The sequence below is a fragment of the Micrococcus sp. TA1 genome (assembly GCF_014199555.1).
Taxonomy (GTDB): Bacteria; Actinomycetota; Actinomycetes; order Actinomycetales; family Micrococcaceae; genus Citricoccus.
Map to the genome: position 1 here is coordinate 490,285 of NZ_JACHNW010000001.1, position 16,898 is coordinate 507,182.

At 72.3% G+C, this 16,898-nt stretch carries 13 protein-coding genes; 4 read left to right on the forward strand and 9 right to left on the reverse strand.

Annotated elements, in window-relative coordinates; all coding sequences use genetic code 11:
- Positions 1-5: 5 nt before the first annotated feature.
- On the forward strand, positions 6-3,728 hold the full coding sequence (gene mfd, locus GGQ69_RS02040; RefSeq protein ID WP_183523966.1) for a transcription-repair coupling factor: 3,723 nt from the start codon (positions 6-8) through the stop codon (positions 3,726-3,728).
- Positions 3,729-3,826: 98 nt separating this feature from the next.
- Here mfd and GGQ69_RS02045 read toward each other — a convergent pair whose 3' ends face one another.
- The 5 genes from GGQ69_RS02045 to GGQ69_RS02065 form a co-directional block, all read right to left on the reverse strand.
- On the reverse strand, positions 3,827-4,819 hold the full coding sequence (locus GGQ69_RS02045; RefSeq protein ID WP_183523969.1) for an acyltransferase family protein: 993 nt from the start codon (positions 4,817-4,819) through the stop codon (positions 3,827-3,829).
- Positions 4,820-4,914: 95 nt separating this feature from the next.
- Positions 4,915-5,184, reverse strand: coding sequence for a hypothetical protein (locus GGQ69_RS02050; RefSeq protein WP_183523972.1), 270 nt, complete (start codon positions 5,182-5,184; stop codon positions 4,915-4,917).
- 54 nt (positions 5,185-5,238) lie between these two features.
- Positions 5,239-5,889, reverse strand: a complete 651-nt coding sequence (gene deoC / locus GGQ69_RS02055) for a deoxyribose-phosphate aldolase (RefSeq protein WP_183523975.1) — start codon at positions 5,887-5,889, stop codon at positions 5,239-5,241.
- A 10-nt stretch (positions 5,890-5,899) separates the two neighbouring features.
- Positions 5,900-7,678: a phospho-sugar mutase gene (locus tag GGQ69_RS02060; RefSeq protein ID WP_183523978.1), complete on the reverse strand. Its 1,779-nt coding sequence runs from the start codon at positions 7,676-7,678 to the stop codon at positions 5,900-5,902.
- A 19-nt stretch (positions 7,679-7,697) separates the two neighbouring features.
- On the reverse strand, positions 7,698-8,564 hold the full coding sequence (locus GGQ69_RS02065) for a purine-nucleoside phosphorylase (RefSeq protein ID WP_183523981.1): 867 nt from the start codon (positions 8,562-8,564) through the stop codon (positions 7,698-7,700).
- Between the two features lie 93 nt (positions 8,565-8,657).
- On the opposite strand from GGQ69_RS02065, the gene GGQ69_RS02070 reads away from it, so the two are divergent.
- The 3 genes from GGQ69_RS02070 to GGQ69_RS02080 all read left to right on the forward strand — a co-directional run bounded on the left by GGQ69_RS02070 (position 8,658) and on the right by GGQ69_RS02080 (position 12,052).
- A complete protein-coding gene (locus GGQ69_RS02070; RefSeq protein WP_183523983.1) occupies positions 8,658-10,064 on the forward strand; it encodes an NAD(P)H-quinone dehydrogenase in 1,407 nt (468 codons plus the stop codon).
- Between the two features lie 114 nt (positions 10,065-10,178).
- Positions 10,179-11,834 carry a DUF4389 domain-containing protein gene (locus GGQ69_RS02075; protein WP_255459393.1) on the forward strand — a complete coding sequence of 552 codons (1,656 nt, stop codon included), beginning with the start codon at positions 10,179-10,181 and terminating at the stop codon, positions 11,832-11,834.
- Positions 11,834-12,052, forward strand: coding sequence for a PLD nuclease N-terminal domain-containing protein (locus tag GGQ69_RS02080; RefSeq protein WP_183528184.1), 219 nt, complete (start codon positions 11,834-11,836; stop codon positions 12,050-12,052). Before GGQ69_RS02075 ends, GGQ69_RS02080 begins: the two co-directional genes overlap by 1 nt.
- A gap of 54 nt (positions 12,053-12,106) precedes the next feature.
- On the opposite strand, the gene GGQ69_RS02085 is transcribed toward GGQ69_RS02080, so the two are convergent.
- From GGQ69_RS02085 to GGQ69_RS02100, 4 genes are all read right to left on the reverse strand, one after another.
- The gene (locus GGQ69_RS02085; RefSeq protein ID WP_183523986.1) at positions 12,107-13,162 is read right to left on the reverse strand and encodes a zinc-dependent alcohol dehydrogenase family protein; all 1,056 of its coding nucleotides are present in this window, start codon (positions 13,160-13,162) and stop codon (positions 12,107-12,109) included.
- A 42-nt stretch (positions 13,163-13,204) separates the two neighbouring features.
- A complete protein-coding gene (locus GGQ69_RS02090; protein ID WP_183523989.1) occupies positions 13,205-13,645 on the reverse strand; it encodes an Hsp20/alpha crystallin family protein in 441 nt (146 codons plus the stop codon).
- Positions 13,646-13,831: 186 nt separating this feature from the next.
- A complete protein-coding gene (locus GGQ69_RS02095) occupies positions 13,832-15,217 on the reverse strand; it encodes an MBL fold metallo-hydrolase RNA specificity domain-containing protein (RefSeq protein WP_183523991.1) in 1,386 nt (461 codons plus the stop codon).
- Positions 15,218-15,340: 123 nt separating this feature from the next.
- Positions 15,341-16,798: an MFS transporter gene (locus tag GGQ69_RS02100; RefSeq protein WP_183523994.1), complete on the reverse strand. Its 1,458-nt coding sequence runs from the start codon at positions 16,796-16,798 to the stop codon at positions 15,341-15,343.
- Between the last annotated feature and the right edge of the window lie 100 nt (positions 16,799-16,898).

Below are 16,898 nucleotides of genomic sequence, written 5' to 3' on the forward strand. Positions count from 1 at the left end.
GATGAATGACCACACCCCACCCGCTGGCAGGGCTGTTTCCCGCCCTGCTGCAGGACCCGTCCGTCGCCGCCGCCGTCGTCTCCGCCGGCCGGACCGGAGCCGACCGCACCGAGGACCTGGAGATCAGCCTGCCCGACGGCGCCCGGGCACCCCTGGCGGCCATGCTCGCCGGCGCGCACCACGGGATGTCAAGGGTCCCACAGGACGCCGGGCGGGGCCTGGCCCGGCCCGGCGTCGTCCTGCTGGTGACCGCCACCTCCCGGGAGTCCGAGGACCTCGCGGCGGACCTGGCCGGCTGGATGGACCCGGAGACCGTGGCCCACTTCCCGTCCTGGGAGACCCTGCCGCACGAACGGCTCTCGCCGCGCTCGGACACCGTGGGCAACCGCCTGGCGGTGCTGCGCCGCCTGACCCACCCCGGTGAGGCCGGCCGGCCGCCCCTGGTCGTGGTGACCGCCCCGGTCCGCTCGGTGCTCCAGCCCCTCGTGGCCGGGCTCGGCGACCTGACCCCGGTGCGCATCCGCGTGGGCGAGGACCACGACTTCGACGCGGTGGTCCAGGCCCTGGCCGACGCCGCCTACTCGCGGGTGGACATGGTCTCGCGCCGCGGGGAGTACGCCGTGCGCGGCGGGCTGCTGGACGTCTTCCCGCCCACCGAGGCCCACCCGCTGCGCATCGAGTTCTTCGGGGACACCGTGGAGCAGATGCGGTACTTCTCCGTGGCGGACCAGCGCTCCCTGCAGGACGCCACCGGTGACGGCTCCGGCCACCCCACCACGCTGTACGCCCCGCCGTGCCGCGAGCTGTTGCTGACCGACTCCGTCCGCCGCCGTGCCCGGGACCTCCAGCCGTCCCTGCCCGGAGCCGTGGACATGCTCGAGCGGATCGCCGAGGGCATCGCGGTAGAGGGCATGGAGTCCCTGGCGCCGGTGCTCGCGGACGGTATGGTCCCGTTCCTGGAGCTGCTCCCCGAGGACTCGTTGACCGTCCTGGTGGAACCGGAGAAGGTCCGGCACCGCGCCGACGACCTGCTCAACACCAACGAGGAGTTCCTCACCGCGGCCTGGGCCTCCGCCTCCCAGGGCGGTGCGGCCCCGGTGGACATCGCCGCGCTGGGCGGCGCCGCCGGATCCGGTCCCGACACCGGCCAGGCGGGGGCGGGCGGCTTCGCCACCCTCGCGGAGACCCGCGCCACCGCGCTGGGGCGCTTCCAGGGCTGGTGGCAGCTCACCGCGCTGGGGGCCGACGTCGAACTGCTCCCCGACGCCTCCGCGTTGCGCACCGCGTTCACCGAGCCGCGCGGCTTCCACGGGGACGTGGACGCCATGATCCAGCACGTCAGCCAGCGGTGCGCCGAGGGCTGGCAGGCGGTCGTGGCCACCGACGGGCCCGGCCCGGCCCGGCGGCTGGCCGAGCTGCTCGGCGAGTCCGGACTGCCCGCCGTCGTGGTGGAGACCGTGCCCGCCGAGCCGCAGCCCGGACAGGTGACCATCACCACCGCCGTCGCCGGTTCCGGCTTCGCGATGCAGCAGGCGAAGGTGGCCCTGCTGACCGAGCAGGACCTGTTCGGGCGCAACCGGGTCTCCGGGCCGCGCGGGGCCACCAAGACCCTGGCCCGCAAGCGCCGCAACGCGGTGGACCCGCTGAGCCTGACCGAGGGCGACTACGTGGTGCACAGCCAGCACGGCATCGCCCGGTTCGTGGAACTGCAGCGCCGCAAGGTGGCCGGTGCCGGGACGGCCGGGGGCGCCGGCAGCTCGGCCACCGGGGAGTCCTACCGCGAGTACCTCGTGCTCGAGTACGCCCCGTCCAAGCGCGGGGCGCCGGGGGACCGGCTCTTCGTGCCCACGGACCAGCTGGACCAGGTGAGCCGGTACGTCGGCGGGGAGGCGCCGAGCCTGTCCAAGATGGGCGGTTCGGACTGGGCCTCCACCAAGTCCAAGGCGAAGAAGGCGACCAAGCAGATCGCCGGGGAACTGATCCGCCTGTACTCGGCCCGGATGGCCTCGAGGGGTCACTCCTTCGCCGCGGACACCCCGTGGCAGCGCGAGCTCGAGGAGTCCTTCGCGTTCATCGAGACCCCGGACCAGCTCACCACCATCAACGAGGTCAAGCAGGACATGGAGGCCGCGGTCCCCATGGACCGGCTGATCTCCGGTGACGTCGGCTTCGGCAAGACCGAGGTCGCGGTCCGGGCGGCCTTCAAGGCCGTCCAGGACGGCAAGCAGGTGGCGGTGCTGGTCCCGACGACGCTGCTCGCCCGCCAGCACCACGAGACCTTCACCGAACGGTTCGCCGGCTTCCCCGTCAAGGTCAGGGCGCTGTCCCGGTTCCAGAACGCCGCGGAGTCCAAGGAGACCCTCGACGGGATGGCCGAGGGGTCGGTGGACGTGGTCATCGGCACCCACCGGCTGCTGTCCAAGGAGATCCGGTTCAAGGACCTGGGACTGGTGATCGTGGACGAGGAACAGCGCTTCGGGGTGGAGCACAAGGAGGCGCTGAAGACGATGCGCACCAACGTGGACGTGCTGGCCATGTCCGCCACCCCCATCCCGCGCACCCTGGAGATGTCCCTGACGGGGATCCGGGAGACCTCCACCCTGGCCACGGCCCCCGAGGAACGGCACCCGGTGCTGACCTACGTGGGCCCGTACACGGACCAGCAGGTCACCGCGGCGGTCCGCCGCGAGCTGATGCGCGAGGGCCAGGTGTTCGTGGTGCACAACCGCGTCTCGTCCATCGACAAGGTGGCCGCGCGGATCCGCGAGCTGGTCCCCGAGGCGCGCGTGGTGGTGGCCCACGGCAAGATGGGCGAGAACCGGCTGGAGCAGGTGATGGTGGACTTCTGGGAGCGGAAGTTCGACGTGCTGGTCTCCACCACGATCATCGAGACCGGCCTGGACATCGCCAACGCCAACACGCTGATCATCGACCGCGCCGACGCCTACGGCCTGTCCCAGCTGCACCAGCTGCGCGGGCGGGTGGGCCGTGGTCGGGACCGCGCCTACGCCTACTTCCTGTACGACGCCGAGAAGCCGCTGGGGGAGACCGCCCTGGAACGGCTCAAGGCCGTGGCCGCGCACAACGAGCTCGGCTCCGGCATGCAACTGGCCATGAAGGACCTGGAGATCCGCGGCGCCGGCAACCTGCTCGGCGGCGAGCAGTCCGGGCACATCGCCGGGGTCGGGTTCGACCTGTACCTGCGGATGGTGGGTGAGGCCGTGGCCGACTTCAAGGGCGGGGAGGAGACCGCCCCCGCCGAGGTCAAGGTGGAGCTGCCGATCAACGCCCACCTGCCGCACGACTACGTGCCGGGGGAGCGGCTGCGGCTGGAGGCCTACCGCAACCTGGCCCAGGCCAACGACGACGCCGCGGTCGACGCGGTGGTGGAGGAGCTGCAGGACCGCTACGGCGAGCTGCCCGGGGCCGCGCAGAACCTGGTGGCCGTGGCGCGGTTCCGCAACGCCGCCCGGGCCGCCGGCGTCACCGAGGTCATGCTGATGGGCCAGAACGTGAAGTTCGGCCCGGCGGACCTGCCCGAGTCCCGGGAGATGCGGCTGAAGCGCATGTACAAGGGGGCCTCGGTCAAGCCGGCGCTGAACGCGGTGATGATCCCGCGGCCCAGGACCGCCCCGGTGGGCGGCAAGGACCTCGTGGACCTGCCCCTGCTGGACTGGGCCGCCCAGGTGCTCAAGGCGATCTTCCTGCCGGACCAGCCGGCCGCCTAGGGCCGCCGGTCACCCGGGACCGCCGGCGACCCGGGTCCGCCGGCCGCCCGGGACTGCCGGCGACCAGGGTCCGCCGGTGACCCAGTGCGGTCGGCGGCCTAGTGGTGCCGGCCCGCCAGGTACTCGCGGTGGGCCCGCCAGCGGGTCCACCAGTCCGGGGCCGGGACGCCGGAGAGCCACGGGGACAGCGGGGTGGCGTTGATCAGCAGGCCCACGGACCAGCTGATGAGCAGGCACAGGACGAACTTGGCGGCGTCGTCCAGGACGCCGGAGGCGACGAGGGTCTGCAACAGCCACCCGTGGAACAGCACCACCACGGTGCCGGTGCGCACGAGGGCGTTGACCGCCGGCGCCGCATCACGGACGAACCGGTCCACCACCGTGCCGAACACGAGCACCAGGCCGGCGGCCATGGCCGTGCCGACCACGGGGCTCAGCAGGAACTGCCCGAACCCGGCGAACTTGATGTTCAGGGGTTCCACGCCCAGGCGCACCGCCAGCAGGCCCAACAGGAGGATGCAGGTTCCCGTCACGGCGCGGTACCGGGTGATCCGGGGCTGGACCTGGTAGCGGAACAGCTCACCGGCCAGGACGAAGAACAGGCAGGGCAGGGCCAGGCCCATCCCCAGCGGCGTCCGGCCCAGGAACGAGTCCGGGATCAGGGACAGCAGCAGGCCGCCCACCGAGACCGCCCAGGCCACCCACGGCGGGAAGTACTCGAGCCAGCGGCGCAGCAGCGTCACGAAGAACAGCACCGAGATGAACCAGAAGGCCCACCACGGCGGGGTCTGGTCCGATCCCCCGTACCAGCCGGTGGCCATCAGGGGCCAGAACTCGGCCGGGGCACCGCGGGTCCACAGCCAGGCCGGCACGCTCATGATCACGGCCCAGACCAGGTAGGGGATCGCCAGGGTCTTCCAGCGGGCGCGCAGTTCGTGGGCGAACGGCCGGCCCAGGGTCCAGAAGTAACCGGTCAGGAAGAAGAACAGCGGCATCCGCCAGATCTCCAGGTACTCGCTGCCGGGCAGCCGCGGCCCGTAGGCGTGGCCGAGGACGACGGCGGCGATGGAGACGATACGCAGAACGTCCACGCCGGTGTTCCGGCGTGGACGTCTGGTGGCCGGCGAGGCCGAGGTGTCTGGGTGGGGGATAGGACCCTCCGGTCCCGGTGTCCGGGACGCCGGGCTCAGTGGCCGCGGCGTGCGACCGTGGCCTCGGCGTGGATGGCCTCGTGGTCCACGGTGTCACCGCGGCCGATGACCCCCTGGGGGATGATGAAGGCGAGCGTGGCCAGGACCAGGGCGGCGATGCCGGGGATCCAGGCGTTCTCGAAGTCCCACCAGCCCATGGCGTAGAGGGAGCCGACGAACAGGACGAAGCAGACGGCCGTCACCAGGATGTTGCCCCAGAAGTTGCCCTGACCGGAGTAGCTCTTGGGCTTGCCGTTGACGATCACGATGTCTCCTCAGTACTGGTGCGAGCGATTGCCGACGCGGGATGGGCCCGTGCGTCAGCTCGTCTTCAGGATAGCAAGGGCGGAGCTGGCGCCGATCCTCGTGGCGCCGGCGTCGATCATGTTCAGGGCGTCCTGACGGGTGCGGACGCCGCCGGAGGCCTTGACCCCCACCTCGGGCCCCACCACGCGGCGCATCAGGGCGACGTCCTCGACGGTGGCGCCCCCGGTGGAGAAGCCCGTGGAGGTCTTGACGAAGTCGGCACCGGCCTCGACGGCCGCCCGGCAGGCCAGTTCCTTGGCGGCGTCGTCCAGCAGGCAGGTCTCGATGATGACCTTCAGGATCGCCCCGCCTGCGTGCACCGCCTCGGCCACGGCGCCGATGTCCGCCACCAGCGCGGCGTTGTCCCCGGCCAGGGCGGCGGCGATGTCGATGACCATGTCCACCTCATCGGCACCGTCGGCCACGGCACCGGCGGCCTCGGACACCTTGACGGCGGTGGTGGTGGCGCCCAGCGGGAATCCCGCCACGGCGCAGGTGAGCACGCCGCTGCCGGCCAGGGCCTCGTGCACCGTGGACACCCACACGGGGTTCACGCAGACGCTCTTCACCTTCGCCGCGGCGGCCTCGGCGCACAGGTCCAGGATGTCCTGGCGGGAGGCCTGGGGCTTGAGCAGGGTGTGGTCGATGTACTGGGCGAGATCCATGGGTTCCAGCCTACTGGCCCAGGGCCTCGGCCACGGACCGCTCCAGCTGCTCCAGGGCGGCGCCGGCCTCGGCGCGGACCGTGGGCAGGTCGGCCGCGGAGTCGACCGGGCGGACGACCTCGAGGTAGCACTTGAGCTTGGGCTCGGTCCCGGAGGGGCGCACGACCACCCGGGAGTCGTCCGCGGTGGTGTACATCAGGGCATCGGTCGCCGGCAGGCCGCGGTAGCCCTGGGACAGGTCCACCGCCGCGGTGACGTCATGGCCGGCGAGGCTGGTCGGCGGCGTGACCCGCAACCGGGTCATCATCGCCTCCAGCAGGGCCGTGTCCGCCACCCGGAGGGAGAGCTGGCCGGTCACGGTCACGCCGAACTGCAGGGCGATCGCGTCCAGGACGTCCAGCAGGGTCCGGCCCTCGGCCGCGAGCGAGGCGGCCATCTCGGCGGCCACGAGGGCCGCGGTCATCCCGTCCTTGTCCCGCACCAGGTCCGGGGCCACGCAGTACCCCAGGGCCTCCTCGTAGCCGTAGCCCAGCCCGGGGACCCGGCCGATCCACTTGAACCCGGTCAGCGTGGTCTCGTGGGTCACGCCGAGCTCCGCGGCGAGCCGGGACAGCAGCCGGGAGGACACCACCGAGCTGGCCATCACGGCCCCGGTCGGACGGAGCCGGTCGATCAGCTGGTGGCCGAGCAGCACGCCCACCTCGTCACCGGTGAGCATGCGCCAGCCCGGCCCGCCCGTGCCCGCCCGGTCCGGGCGCTGCGGCACCGGGACGGCCAGGGCCAGCCGGTCGGCGTCGGGGTCGTTGGCGATCACCAGGTCGGCGCCGCGTTCGGCCGCCGCGGCGAGCGCGAGGTCCATGGCGCCGGGTTCCTCGGGGTTGGGGAAGGCGACCGTGGGGAACGCGGGATCCGGCTCGGCCTGCTCGGGCACCACGTACGGCCGGGCGAAGCCGGCGTCCTCGAACAGGTCGGGCAGCACCGCCCCGCCCACGCCGTGCAGGGGGGTGTACACGACGTCCAGGTGCCGTGCGGGGACGGTGACGGAGTGGTCCGGGGTGGCCAGGACCACGCGGGCCGCGAGCCGGTAGGCGCCCACGATGCCCTCGTCCAGCACGGTCCAGCCGTCGGGGGCCAGCGGGATGGACTCGAGGCGGGCGGCGTGGTCGATGTGGCCGGCGATCTCCGCGTCGGACGGGGTGGTGATCTGTGCCCCGCGCCCGGCCTCGTCCGTCATCCGCCCGCCGAGGTAGACCTTGTAGCCGTTGTCGGCCGGCGGGTTGTGGCTGGCGGTGACCATGACGCCGGCGTCGGCGTCCAGGTGCCGCACGGCGAAGGCGAGCACCGGGGTGGGCAGGGGCCGCGGCATCAGGACCGCCTCCAGGCCGGCGGCGGCGAAGACGGCCACCGAGTCCAGGGCGAATCGCTCCGAGCCGCGGCGGGCGTCGTAACCGACGACGACGCGCGGCGGGCGGGCGGCGTCCGCCCCGTCGCCCCGGGCGTCACCGAGCCGGGCCAGCAGGTAGCGCGCCAGGCCGGCCGCGGTGCGCCGCACGACGGCACGGTTCATCCGCGCCGGGCCGGGGCCCTCCTCGGCGCGCAGCCCGGCGGTGCCGAAGGCCAGCGGGCCGGCGAACCGGCTGGTCAGGGAGGCGGTCGCCAGCGGGTCCCCGGCCCGCGCGGCGACGATCTCGGCCTCCAGGAGCGCGCGGTCGCGGTCGTCGGGATCCTGGCGGGCCCAGTCCTCCGCGACGGCGAGCAATTCCGGATCCGGCCCCGGGGTGTCAGTCATGTCCTGCCCTTCCGCGTTCTCAGATGCGTTCGATGATCCCGGCCAGCAGGGCGGAGATCCGGGGACCGGCGTCGCGGCCGGCCTGGACCACCTCGTCGTGGCTGAGCGGCTCGCCGCTGAAGCCGGCCGCGGCATTGGTCACCAGCGAGATGCCGAAGACCTCCAGCCCGGCGTGCCGGGCGGCGATCGCGTCCAGTGCGGTGGACATCCCGACCAGGTCGCCGCCGATCGCCTTGGCGTAACGGACCTCGGCGGGCGTCTCGTACTGGGGCCCGGCGAACTGCACGTAGACGCCCTCGGGCAGGCCCGGGTCCACCGACCGGGCGATGTCCCGGATCCGCGGGGAGTACAGGTCCGTCAGGTCCACGAAGTTGGCACCGGCCAGCGGGGTGGCCCCCGTGAGGTTGATGTGGTCGGCCACCAGCACCGGCGTGCCCGGACCCCACTCGGGGACCAGTGAACCGCAGCCGTTGGTGAGCACCACCGTCTCCACGCCGGCAGCGGCGGCCGTGCGGACCGTGTGCGCCACGGCGCCGGCGTCGCGGTGCTCGTAGTAGTGCGTCCTCGAGCCGAACACGAGTGCCCGCCGGCCGTCCGTGAGCCGCACGGAGCGCACCGTGGGGTTGTGGCCGGGGACGCTGGGCGCGGCGAAGCCGGGCAGGTCGGCGGTGGGCACGGTGTGGGTGGTCTCGCCGATCAGCTCGGCGGCGCCGCCCCAGCCGGACCCGAGCACGACGGCGATCCGGTGGCTGCCCGGGCCCGTCACCTCGGCCTCGGTGGCGTGCGCGAGGGCGACCGCCGCCCGGCGGGCCTCGTCGAAACCGGGGTGGTCGCCGACCAGGGGGGAGGAGTCGGTGGGCAGGAGGTTCGTGGAAGGGTCCGTCACGACGCATATCCTACGCGGCGGTCACCGGGGCCATCCCGGCCGGGCCGCGGTGGCCGACCGGGTGGTTTCCACAATCCCCCGCGGTTGGACAGAATGGGGACCGTGACCAGCACCCAGATCATCCCCCATCCATCCCTGACGATCATCGGCGGCGGGCCGGGCGGCTACGAGGCCGCCATGGTGGCCGCCAAGCTCGGAGCGAAGGTGACCGTCGTCGAACGCAAGGGCATGGGTGGCTCGGCGGTGCTGACCGACGTGGTCCCCTCCAAGACCCTCATCGCCACGGCGGACTCGATGCGCCGGGCCGGCCGCGCCTCCGGACTCGGGGTCACCCTGGGCGAGTCGGTGCCGAAGGCGGACATGAAGGTCGTGGACCAGCGCCTGCTGGCCCTGGCGCTGCAGCAGTCCCGGGACATCCACCGGGCGCTGGAGCGCCTGGGCGTCCGGGTGATCATCGGTGAGGGACGCGTGGCGGGCCCGACGACGGTCCAGGCCACCACGCCCGCGGGCACCGAGACGATCGAGTCCGACGCCATCCTCGTCTCCACCGGCGCGGATCCCCGGGAGTTGCCGACGGCCCGGCCGGACGGTGAGCGGATCTTCAACTGGACCCAGGTCTACAGCCTGACCGAGGTGCCCGAGCACATGATCGTGGTGGGTTCCGGGGTGACGGGTGCCGAGTTCGCCTCCGCCTACAACCTGCTGGGCGCCCGGGTCTCCCTGGTCTCGTCCCGTGACCGGGTGCTGCCGGGGGAGGACCAGGACGCCGCGGCGGTGCTGGAGGACGCCTTCGTCGAGGACGGTGTCACGGTGATCGGCAAGACGCGTGCGGAGTCCGTCGAGCGCACCGCCGACGGTGTGCGCGTGCACCTGACCGGCGGCAGGGTGCTGGAGGGAAGCCACTGCCTGCTGGCCGTGGGCGGGGTGCCCAACACCGCCGGCATCGGGCTGGAGGAGGCCGGGGTCCGGCTCACCGAGTCGGGGCACGTCGCGGTCGACGGCGTCTCCCGCACCTCGGTGCCCACGATCTACGCCGCCGGCGACTGCACCGGGGTGTTCGCCCTGGCCTCCGTGGCGGCCATGCAGGGGCGGGTGGCCGTGGCCCACCTGATGGGGGATGCCGTCAAGCCGTTCCAGCCCCACCTGGTCTCCTCGAACATCTTCACCTCGCCCGAGATCGCCACCGTGGGGGTCACGGAGGCCCAGATCGCCTCCGGCAAGTACCAGGCGGACACCATCAAGCTCGACCTGGCCACCAACCCCCGGGCGAAGATGCAGAACGTCACCCACGGTTTCGTCAAGATCTTCGCCCGCAAGGGCTCCGGCACCGTGATCGGCGGCGTGGTGGTGGCCCCCCGGGCCTCCGAGCTGATCTATGCCCTGGCCCTGGCGGTCACCCACAAGCTCCACGTGGACGACCTGGCCAACACCTACACCGTGTACCCCTCGGTGTCCGGCTCGATCTCGGAGGCCGCCCGGCGGCTGCACGTCCACCTGTAGCCGGCGGGACGGTCCGGCGCGGCGCCCCGGGGGCGGCGGGCGGCTCTGGATCTGGGCACGGGACAGCCACTAGAGTCCGGGCCATCCGGCCCAGTCCGTCTCGAGGTAATCGTGATGACCGCCTATCCCACCCCGCCGACCGCGTCCGCCGTCCCGGACCCCTCGCCGTCCACCCGGATGAGACCGGGCCACTGGGTGCTGCTCGTCCTCGGTGTGCTCCTGGGCGTGCTGGGCCTGGGCCTGCTCTCCGGCGGTGCCGTCCTGCTCCGGGCCGACGCGGCCCAGCAGGACGGCCGCTACCTGCTGGGGGACACCGAGAGGTACCGCAGCACCGGCTACGCCCTGGTCAGCCCCGCCGTGGTGATCGACGCCGGTGAGCCCGTCACGTCCGGAACCGTGGACCTCTCGGACCTGGGCAGCGTGCAACTGCGGGCGAGCCCCGTGGTCCCGCAGGACGAGGTCTTCGTCGGCATCGCTGAGGAGACTGATGTCCGGGAGTACCTGGCCGATGTCCCGCGCTCGCTCCTGCTCGCCACCGACTGGGACGCGCCCCGGGCCTGGCCCCGCAGCATCCCGGACGCGTATTCCGACGACTGGGACCGGGACTGGGACTCGGACAGGATGCGCGACGACGTGCCGGTCACGCCCGGTGATCGCCGGCCGGGTCCGCCGGCCGGGGAAGACTTCTGGGCCGTCTCCGCATCGGGCGCCGGGCCGCAGGAGATCACGTTCGCCCCGCAGCCGGGGCGGTGGACCCTCGTGGTGATGAACGCGAACGCCGACCGGCCGGTCTGGGTGGACCTGCAGGCCGGGGCACGCTCTGAGCTGATCGGCCCGGTCGGCAACGGACTGCTGTGGGCCGGCCTGATCAGCACTGTCATCGGCATTCCGCTGCTGCTCCTCGGGACAACGGGCCTGGGCCGGGACATCGAGCCCGCCGCGCGCGTCGGGAGGGATCGCCGCCGGCAGGGGCCCGGTGCGGCTCCGGCGTCGGTCCCCGGGTCCGGGCGTCTGCCGAGGGGCGCATCCCCTGTGCGCTTCACCGGCCGACTGGACCCGCCGGTGTCCCGTTGGTTGTGGCTGGTCAAGTGGCTGCTGGCGATCCCGCACTACATCGTGCTCGCCCTGCTGTGGTTCGCCCTGTTCGTGACCACGGTCGCGGCCGGCATCGCCATCCTCGTCACCGGCCGGTATCCGCGGGGCTGGTTCGCCTTCACGGTGGGGGTGCTGCGCTGGTCGTGGCGGGTGGGGTTCTACGGATACTCGGCCCTGGGCACGGACCGGTATCCGCCGTTCACCCTGGCCCGCGCCGACTATCCGGCCGGGTTGGACGTGGCCTACCCGGATCGCCTGTCGCGCGGACTGGTGCTGGTGAAGTGGTGGCTGCTGGCCATCCCCCACCTGCTCATCGTCGGCATCTTCACGGGTGGCTCGGGCATCGGCTGGGGTTACTACGCGGGCGGTTCGGGCCTCGGCTGGGGTTTCTCGCTGCTGGGACTGCTCATCCTCGTTGCGGCCGTCGCCCTGCTGTTCACCGGCAGGTACAGCACCGGGCTCTTCGACTTCGTCGTGGGCCTGAACCGCTGGACGTACCGGGTCTCGGCGTACGTCCTGCTGCTGCGGGACGAGTACCCGCCGTTCCGGCTCGACCAGGGCCCGGTGGAACCGGTTCCGGCGGTGCCGCCAGAGGCCGCCCCCGGAGCCCGTCCGCCCGGCGGACCGGCTGGACCGCAGGCGTCCTCCACGGGGCCGGATCCCCGGGTGCCGTGATGCGCCCGCACCGGAGGTGGCGTGACCTCAGCCCGCGTGAGCAGGCCGGGATCCTGACCCTGGCCTCGGTCCAGGTGTCCCTGGCCGTCACGGCCTGGGTGGACCTGGCCCGCCGGCCGGCCGGCCAGGTCAACGGTCGCAAGGCGGTCTGGGCCGCGGTCATCGCCGTGAACTTCGTCGGCCCCGTTCTGTACTTCCTCCGCGGCCGCCGTCGGTGAGCCGGGGGGCGAACCGGGCCGGCACAGGGGGCCCGTGGACGGCCCCCCGGGCGATCACCTCGTGATGACGACCTTCAGTGCCCTGGTCTCGGCCGGGCGGGCGAAGGTGTCGTAGGCGTCCATGACGTCGTCGAACGTGAACCGGTGGGTGGCGAACTGCTCGGCCGGCAGCCGTCCGCTGGCCACCAGCCGCAGCAGCATGGGCGTGGTGTTCGTGTTGACCAGCCCGGTGGTGATGGTGAGGTTCTGGATCCACAGGTCCTCCAGGTGGAACTCCACGGGTGCGCCGTGGACGCCCACGTTGGCCACGTGGCCGCCCGGCCGGACCAGGTCCAGCGCCATCTGGAAGGTCTCGGGGACACCGACGGCCTCGACGGCCACGTCTGCTCCGCGTCCCTCCGTCAGGCCGTCCACGACCGTGCGCCAGTCCGGTGAGGACGTCAGGACCGTCTCGGTGGCCCCGAAGGACCGGGCCAGCTCCAGGCGCGTCTCCTCCAGGTCCAGGGCGATGACCCGCGCGGCACCGTGGAGGGACGAGGTGAGGATGACGGCCAGTCCGATCGGACCCGCACCCACCACGGCGACCGTGTCCCCGGGCTGGACCTGGCCGTACCGCACCCCGATCTCGAAACCGGTGGGCAGGATGTCCGAGAGCATGGTCCCCTGCGTGTCGGAGACACTGTCCGGGAGCCGGTGCAGGGAGGTGTCCGCATAGGGGATCCGCACGTACTCGGCCTGGGTGCCGTCGATCAGGTGGCCCAGGACCCAGCCGATCCCCGACTGTCCCTCCTGCCCGAGGCAGTGGGAGTTGAGCCCGGCGATGCAGTACGCGCACCGGCCGCAGGAGGAGATGCAGGACACCAGTACCCGGTCTCCGACACCCACCCCGGTCACGGCCGGTCCCGTCTCCACCACCCGGCCGACTCCCTCGTGACCCAGGACGCGTCCCGGCCGGACGGCCGGGACGTCGCCCTTGAGGATGTGGAGGTCGGTGCCGCAGATCGTCGTGGTCTCGATCTCGACGATGGCGTCCGTGGGCTGCTGGACGGACGGGTCGGGGACCTCGGTCCAGGACTTCTGCCCCGGTCCGCCGTAGACCATGGCCTTCATGCGGGACTCCTCCTTCGTGGGACGCCGGGATCCGGCGCGGTCCTAGGCGCGGTTGATCGGGATCTTGCGACCGGTGGTGTCCTCCGCGGGGGGCGTGGGGACCGGAATGGTGATCTCCAGGACCCCGTCCCTGTAGGAGGCCTTGATGTCCTCGGCCGTGGCGTTGGCCGGCAGGGGCAGGCTCCGGTAGAAGGACCCGTAGCGGAACTCGGAGCGGAACCCCTCCTTGTCCTCGTGGCGCTCCTCCTGGCGGCGTTCGGCGCTGATGGTCAGCATGCCCTCGGCCACGCTGATGTCGATGTCCTGGTCCGGGTCGATCCCGGGCAGTTCGGCACGGATGCACAACTCGTTCTCGCGGGCCTCCTCCTCGACCCGGATCATGCCCTTGTCCAGTTCGCCCTCGAACAGCCGCCGGAAGGTCTCCGGCATGTCGAAGGGCATACGGCGTTCGGGGAAGTGGCCGCGCCTCAGCAGGTCGCTCATGATGTCCGTCCTCCAGTGCTTCGGTGGTGTGGGCGGGCACGCTCCGGAGGATCACGGACGGCCCATGGGCCCGGGTACGGGCCCATGGTAGGTATCGCCACCGCGCGGTGTGAACATCCCACGGACCCCCTGACCGGACCCCCGCACCGCCACGACGCGGCCCGGTGCCGTCGGCTCCGGACCGCGTCAGATCCGCACGCGCTCGAGGTGCTCGGGCGTGCGCGCGCGCCAGCCCAGGGAACGTTGCAGCCGGGCGCGCAGGGCATCGGAGGCCACCCGTTCCCCGTGCACCGGGTAGACGACGTCCGGCGGGCGGGGGGCGGCGGCGATCCAGGAGAACAGTTCGTCGGCATCCGCGTGCGCGGACATGCCGTCGATCGACACGACCTCCGCGTGGATGGGGACGTCGGCGCCGAAGATGCGCAGGGAGTCGGCGCCGCTGAGCAGGGCGGAGCCGCGGGTCCCCACGGCCTGGTACCCCGTGAGGACGATGGCGTTGCGCCGGTCGGATCCGTAGGCGACGACGTGGTGCAGGATCCGCCCGCCCGTGAGCATGCCGCTGGCGGAGAGGATGATCATCGGCCCGCCGCGCAGGTTGAGCAGCCTCGACTCGTCCGGATCGCGGACGAGCCGGGCGAGCCCGTACATCCGGCGCAGTGCGCGCGCGTCCAGGCGGTGCTCCTGGGGATAGCGCTGGTAGATGGCCGCCGCGTCGATGGCCATCGGGCTGTTCAGGTACACGGGGATGTCCGGGATCCGTCCGCTCTCCAGCAACCGGGAGAGGTGGTAGAGGACCGTCTCGGTGCGTCCCACCGCGAACGCGGGGATCAGCACGACACCGCCCCGCTTCGCCGTGCGGGTCACGATGCCGGCCAGGACGTCCTCCGGGGCCTGGTCCGGGTGGAGCCGGTCACCGTACGTCGACTCGGTCACCAGGACGTTGGCCTGCTCCAGGGGCCGGGGCGGGAGCATCAGCGGGTCGTGCCGGCGTCCGAGGTCGCCGGTGAAGCGGACCGAGCGCCCGCCGGCCTCGAGCCGCACGCCGGCGGCGCCGAGGATGTGTCCGGCGGGGATCATCGTGAAGCGGACACCCTCGCCCAGCTCCTGCGGGGCGTCGAAGTCGACGCGGACGAAGCTCTCCAGCGACCGTTCCGCGTCCGCCGCGGTGTACAGCGGCCGGGGCCTGGCGTGTTTGGAGTACCCGTAACGCGCCGCGCGCCGGGCCTCCTCCTCGGCGAGATAGCCGCTGTCCGGCAGCATGATGGCGGCCAGGTCGGTCGTTCCCGGCGTGGCGTAGACCGGTCCGCGGAAGCCGTCGCGCACCAGGGCGGGGACATATCCGGTGTGGTCGAGGTGCGCGTGCGTGAGGACGACCGCATCGATCGAGTCCGGCCGGACGGGGAAGGGGGCCCGGTTGCGCTCCCGCAGCACCTTCAGGCCCTGGAACATCCCGCAGTCCACCAGCACGCGGGTGGAGGGCGTCTCGATGAGGAACCGGGAGCCGGTGACCGTGTCGGCTCCGCCGAGGAACCGCAGGGTCACCCCCGGATCACCGGTCTTGTGCTCGACCATGGCCGCAGGCTAGCACCCGCCGCCGGCGGGCCGGCAGGGATGGCCTGCCGGACACGACGCCGGCCCGGAACCCTCGCGCAGGAGGGTGCCGGGCCGGCGTCGTGCTGGGGGGTGATCAGCCGATCACGGCTCGGAGACGATCTCCTCGGCGATGGCCCGGGACTGGGCGCTGCCGGAATCCAGCGACTTGGTCTTCGTCTCCGGTGCCAGCACCAGGGCGACCAGCGTCAGCACGGAGGCGAAGGCCAGGTAGTAGCCGACGTGTGCCACCGAGTAGTTCTGCACCAGCCAGGCGGCCACGAACGGGGTCAGGGCCGCACCGAGGATGGAGGAGACGTTGTAGGCGACGCCGGAACCGGTGTACCGGGTGTTGGTCGGGAACAGTTCCGGCAGGACGGCGGACATCGGGCCGAAGGTCAGGCCCATCAGCGTCATGCCGACGATCAGGAACAGCATCATCTGCACGCTGTTCAGGTCGGTGCCCTGGCCGATGGACTCGGAGCTCAGCCACCAGCCGAAGGTCAGGCCGAAGGCCAGGAGCAGCACGGTGATGACGATCAGGGTCGGCTTGCGGCCGAAGCGGTCGGCGAGCAGGCCGGCCACCGGCACGAACGCCGCGAAGAACAGGATGCCGATCAGCTGCAGGACGAGGAAGTCGGAGTAGGGCACGCCGAGCCCGCCGGTCTTCTCCGGGTTGCCGATGGCGTAGGACAGGATCCAGGTCGTCATCAGGTAGAACAGCACGTAGGTGGCCAGCATGATGAAGGTGCCCAGGATGAGCTCCCACCAGTTCTTCCGGAACACCTCGCCCAGGGGTGCCTTGACGCGCTCGTCGTTCTCCACGGCCCGGCGGAACACCGGGGTCTCCTGCAGGCGCACGCGGACGTACATGCCGATGGCGACCATCAGGATCGAGAGCAGGAACGGCAGGCGCCACACCCAGGTCAGGAACGGGCCGTCCATGTCCGGGTTCGTGGAGTCGTGGTTGAAGGCCAGGGTCAGGATCAGGAACAGGCCGTTGGCCAGCAGGAAGCCGATCGGGGCGCCGAGCTGGGGCCACATCGCCGCCCAGGCGCGCTTGCCCTCCTTGGCGGTCTCGGTGGCCAGCAGGGCCGCCCCGGACCACTCGCCGCCCAGGCCGAGGCCCTGGCAGAAGCGCAGGATGGTCAGCAGGGCCGGGGCCCACAGGCCGATCTGGTAGTAGGTCGGCAGCATCCCGATGAGGAACGTGGCGATGCCCATGGTCAGCAGGGAGCCGATCAGGGTGGCCTTGCGCCCGATCCGGTCGCCGAAGTGGCCGAACAGCACGGAGCCGACGGGCCGGGCGACGAAGGCGGCGCCGAAGGTCGCCATGGACGCGAGCAGGGCGGCGCCCTCGTCACCCGAGGCGAAGAAGATCAGCGGGAAGACCGAGACGGCCGCGGTCGCGTAGACGTAGAAGTCGTAGAACTCGATCGAGGTCCCGATCAGTGACGCCAGCACCACGCGCGAGCGGGGGACACCCAGCTCGGCGGTGCCGTCGTCCTTGGCGTCGACCGGCTCCGGCGAGGCCGGACCGTCGGTGGACAGGTCAGCGGGCATGGCAAGACTCCTCGGGAAGGCAATGATGATGGCCGCGTGAACGGGCGAAACCGGTGACCCGGGGCCGAAGGTGCGGGCCCGGTGCGGTGACCGGCAGGAC

Excerpts from the sequence above, each read along its gene's own strand:
- GGQ69_RS02060 (WP_183523978.1), bottom strand. The coding sequence starts at position 7,678 with ATGACTGACACCCCGGGGCCGGATCCGGAATTGCTCGCCGTCGCGGAG.
- GGQ69_RS02095 (WP_183523991.1), bottom strand. The coding sequence starts at position 15,217 with ATGGTCGAGCACAAGACCGGTGATCCGGGGGTGACCCTGCGGTTCCTC.
- GGQ69_RS02100 (WP_183523994.1), bottom strand. The coding sequence starts at position 16,798 with ATGCCCGCTGACCTGTCCACCGACGGTCCGGCCTCGCCGGAGCCGGTC.
- GGQ69_RS02070 (WP_183523983.1), top strand. The coding sequence starts at position 8,658 with ATGGGGACCGTGACCAGCACCCAGATCATCCCCCATCCATCCCTGACG.
- GGQ69_RS02080 (WP_183528184.1), top strand. The coding sequence starts at position 11,834 with ATGCGCCCGCACCGGAGGTGGCGTGACCTCAGCCCGCGTGAGCAGGCC.
- GGQ69_RS02085 (WP_183523986.1), bottom strand. The coding sequence starts at position 13,162 with ATGAAGGCCATGGTCTACGGCGGACCGGGGCAGAAGTCCTGGACCGAG.
- GGQ69_RS02090 (WP_183523989.1), bottom strand. The coding sequence starts at position 13,645 with ATGAGCGACCTGCTGAGGCGCGGCCACTTCCCCGAACGCCGTATGCCC.
- GGQ69_RS02075 (WP_255459393.1), top strand. The coding sequence starts at position 10,179 with ATGACCGCCTATCCCACCCCGCCGACCGCGTCCGCCGTCCCGGACCCC.
- deoC (WP_183523975.1), bottom strand. The coding sequence starts at position 5,889 with ATGGATCTCGCCCAGTACATCGACCACACCCTGCTCAAGCCCCAGGCC.
- mfd (WP_183523966.1), top strand. The coding sequence starts at position 6 with ATGACCACACCCCACCCGCTGGCAGGGCTGTTTCCCGCCCTGCTGCAG.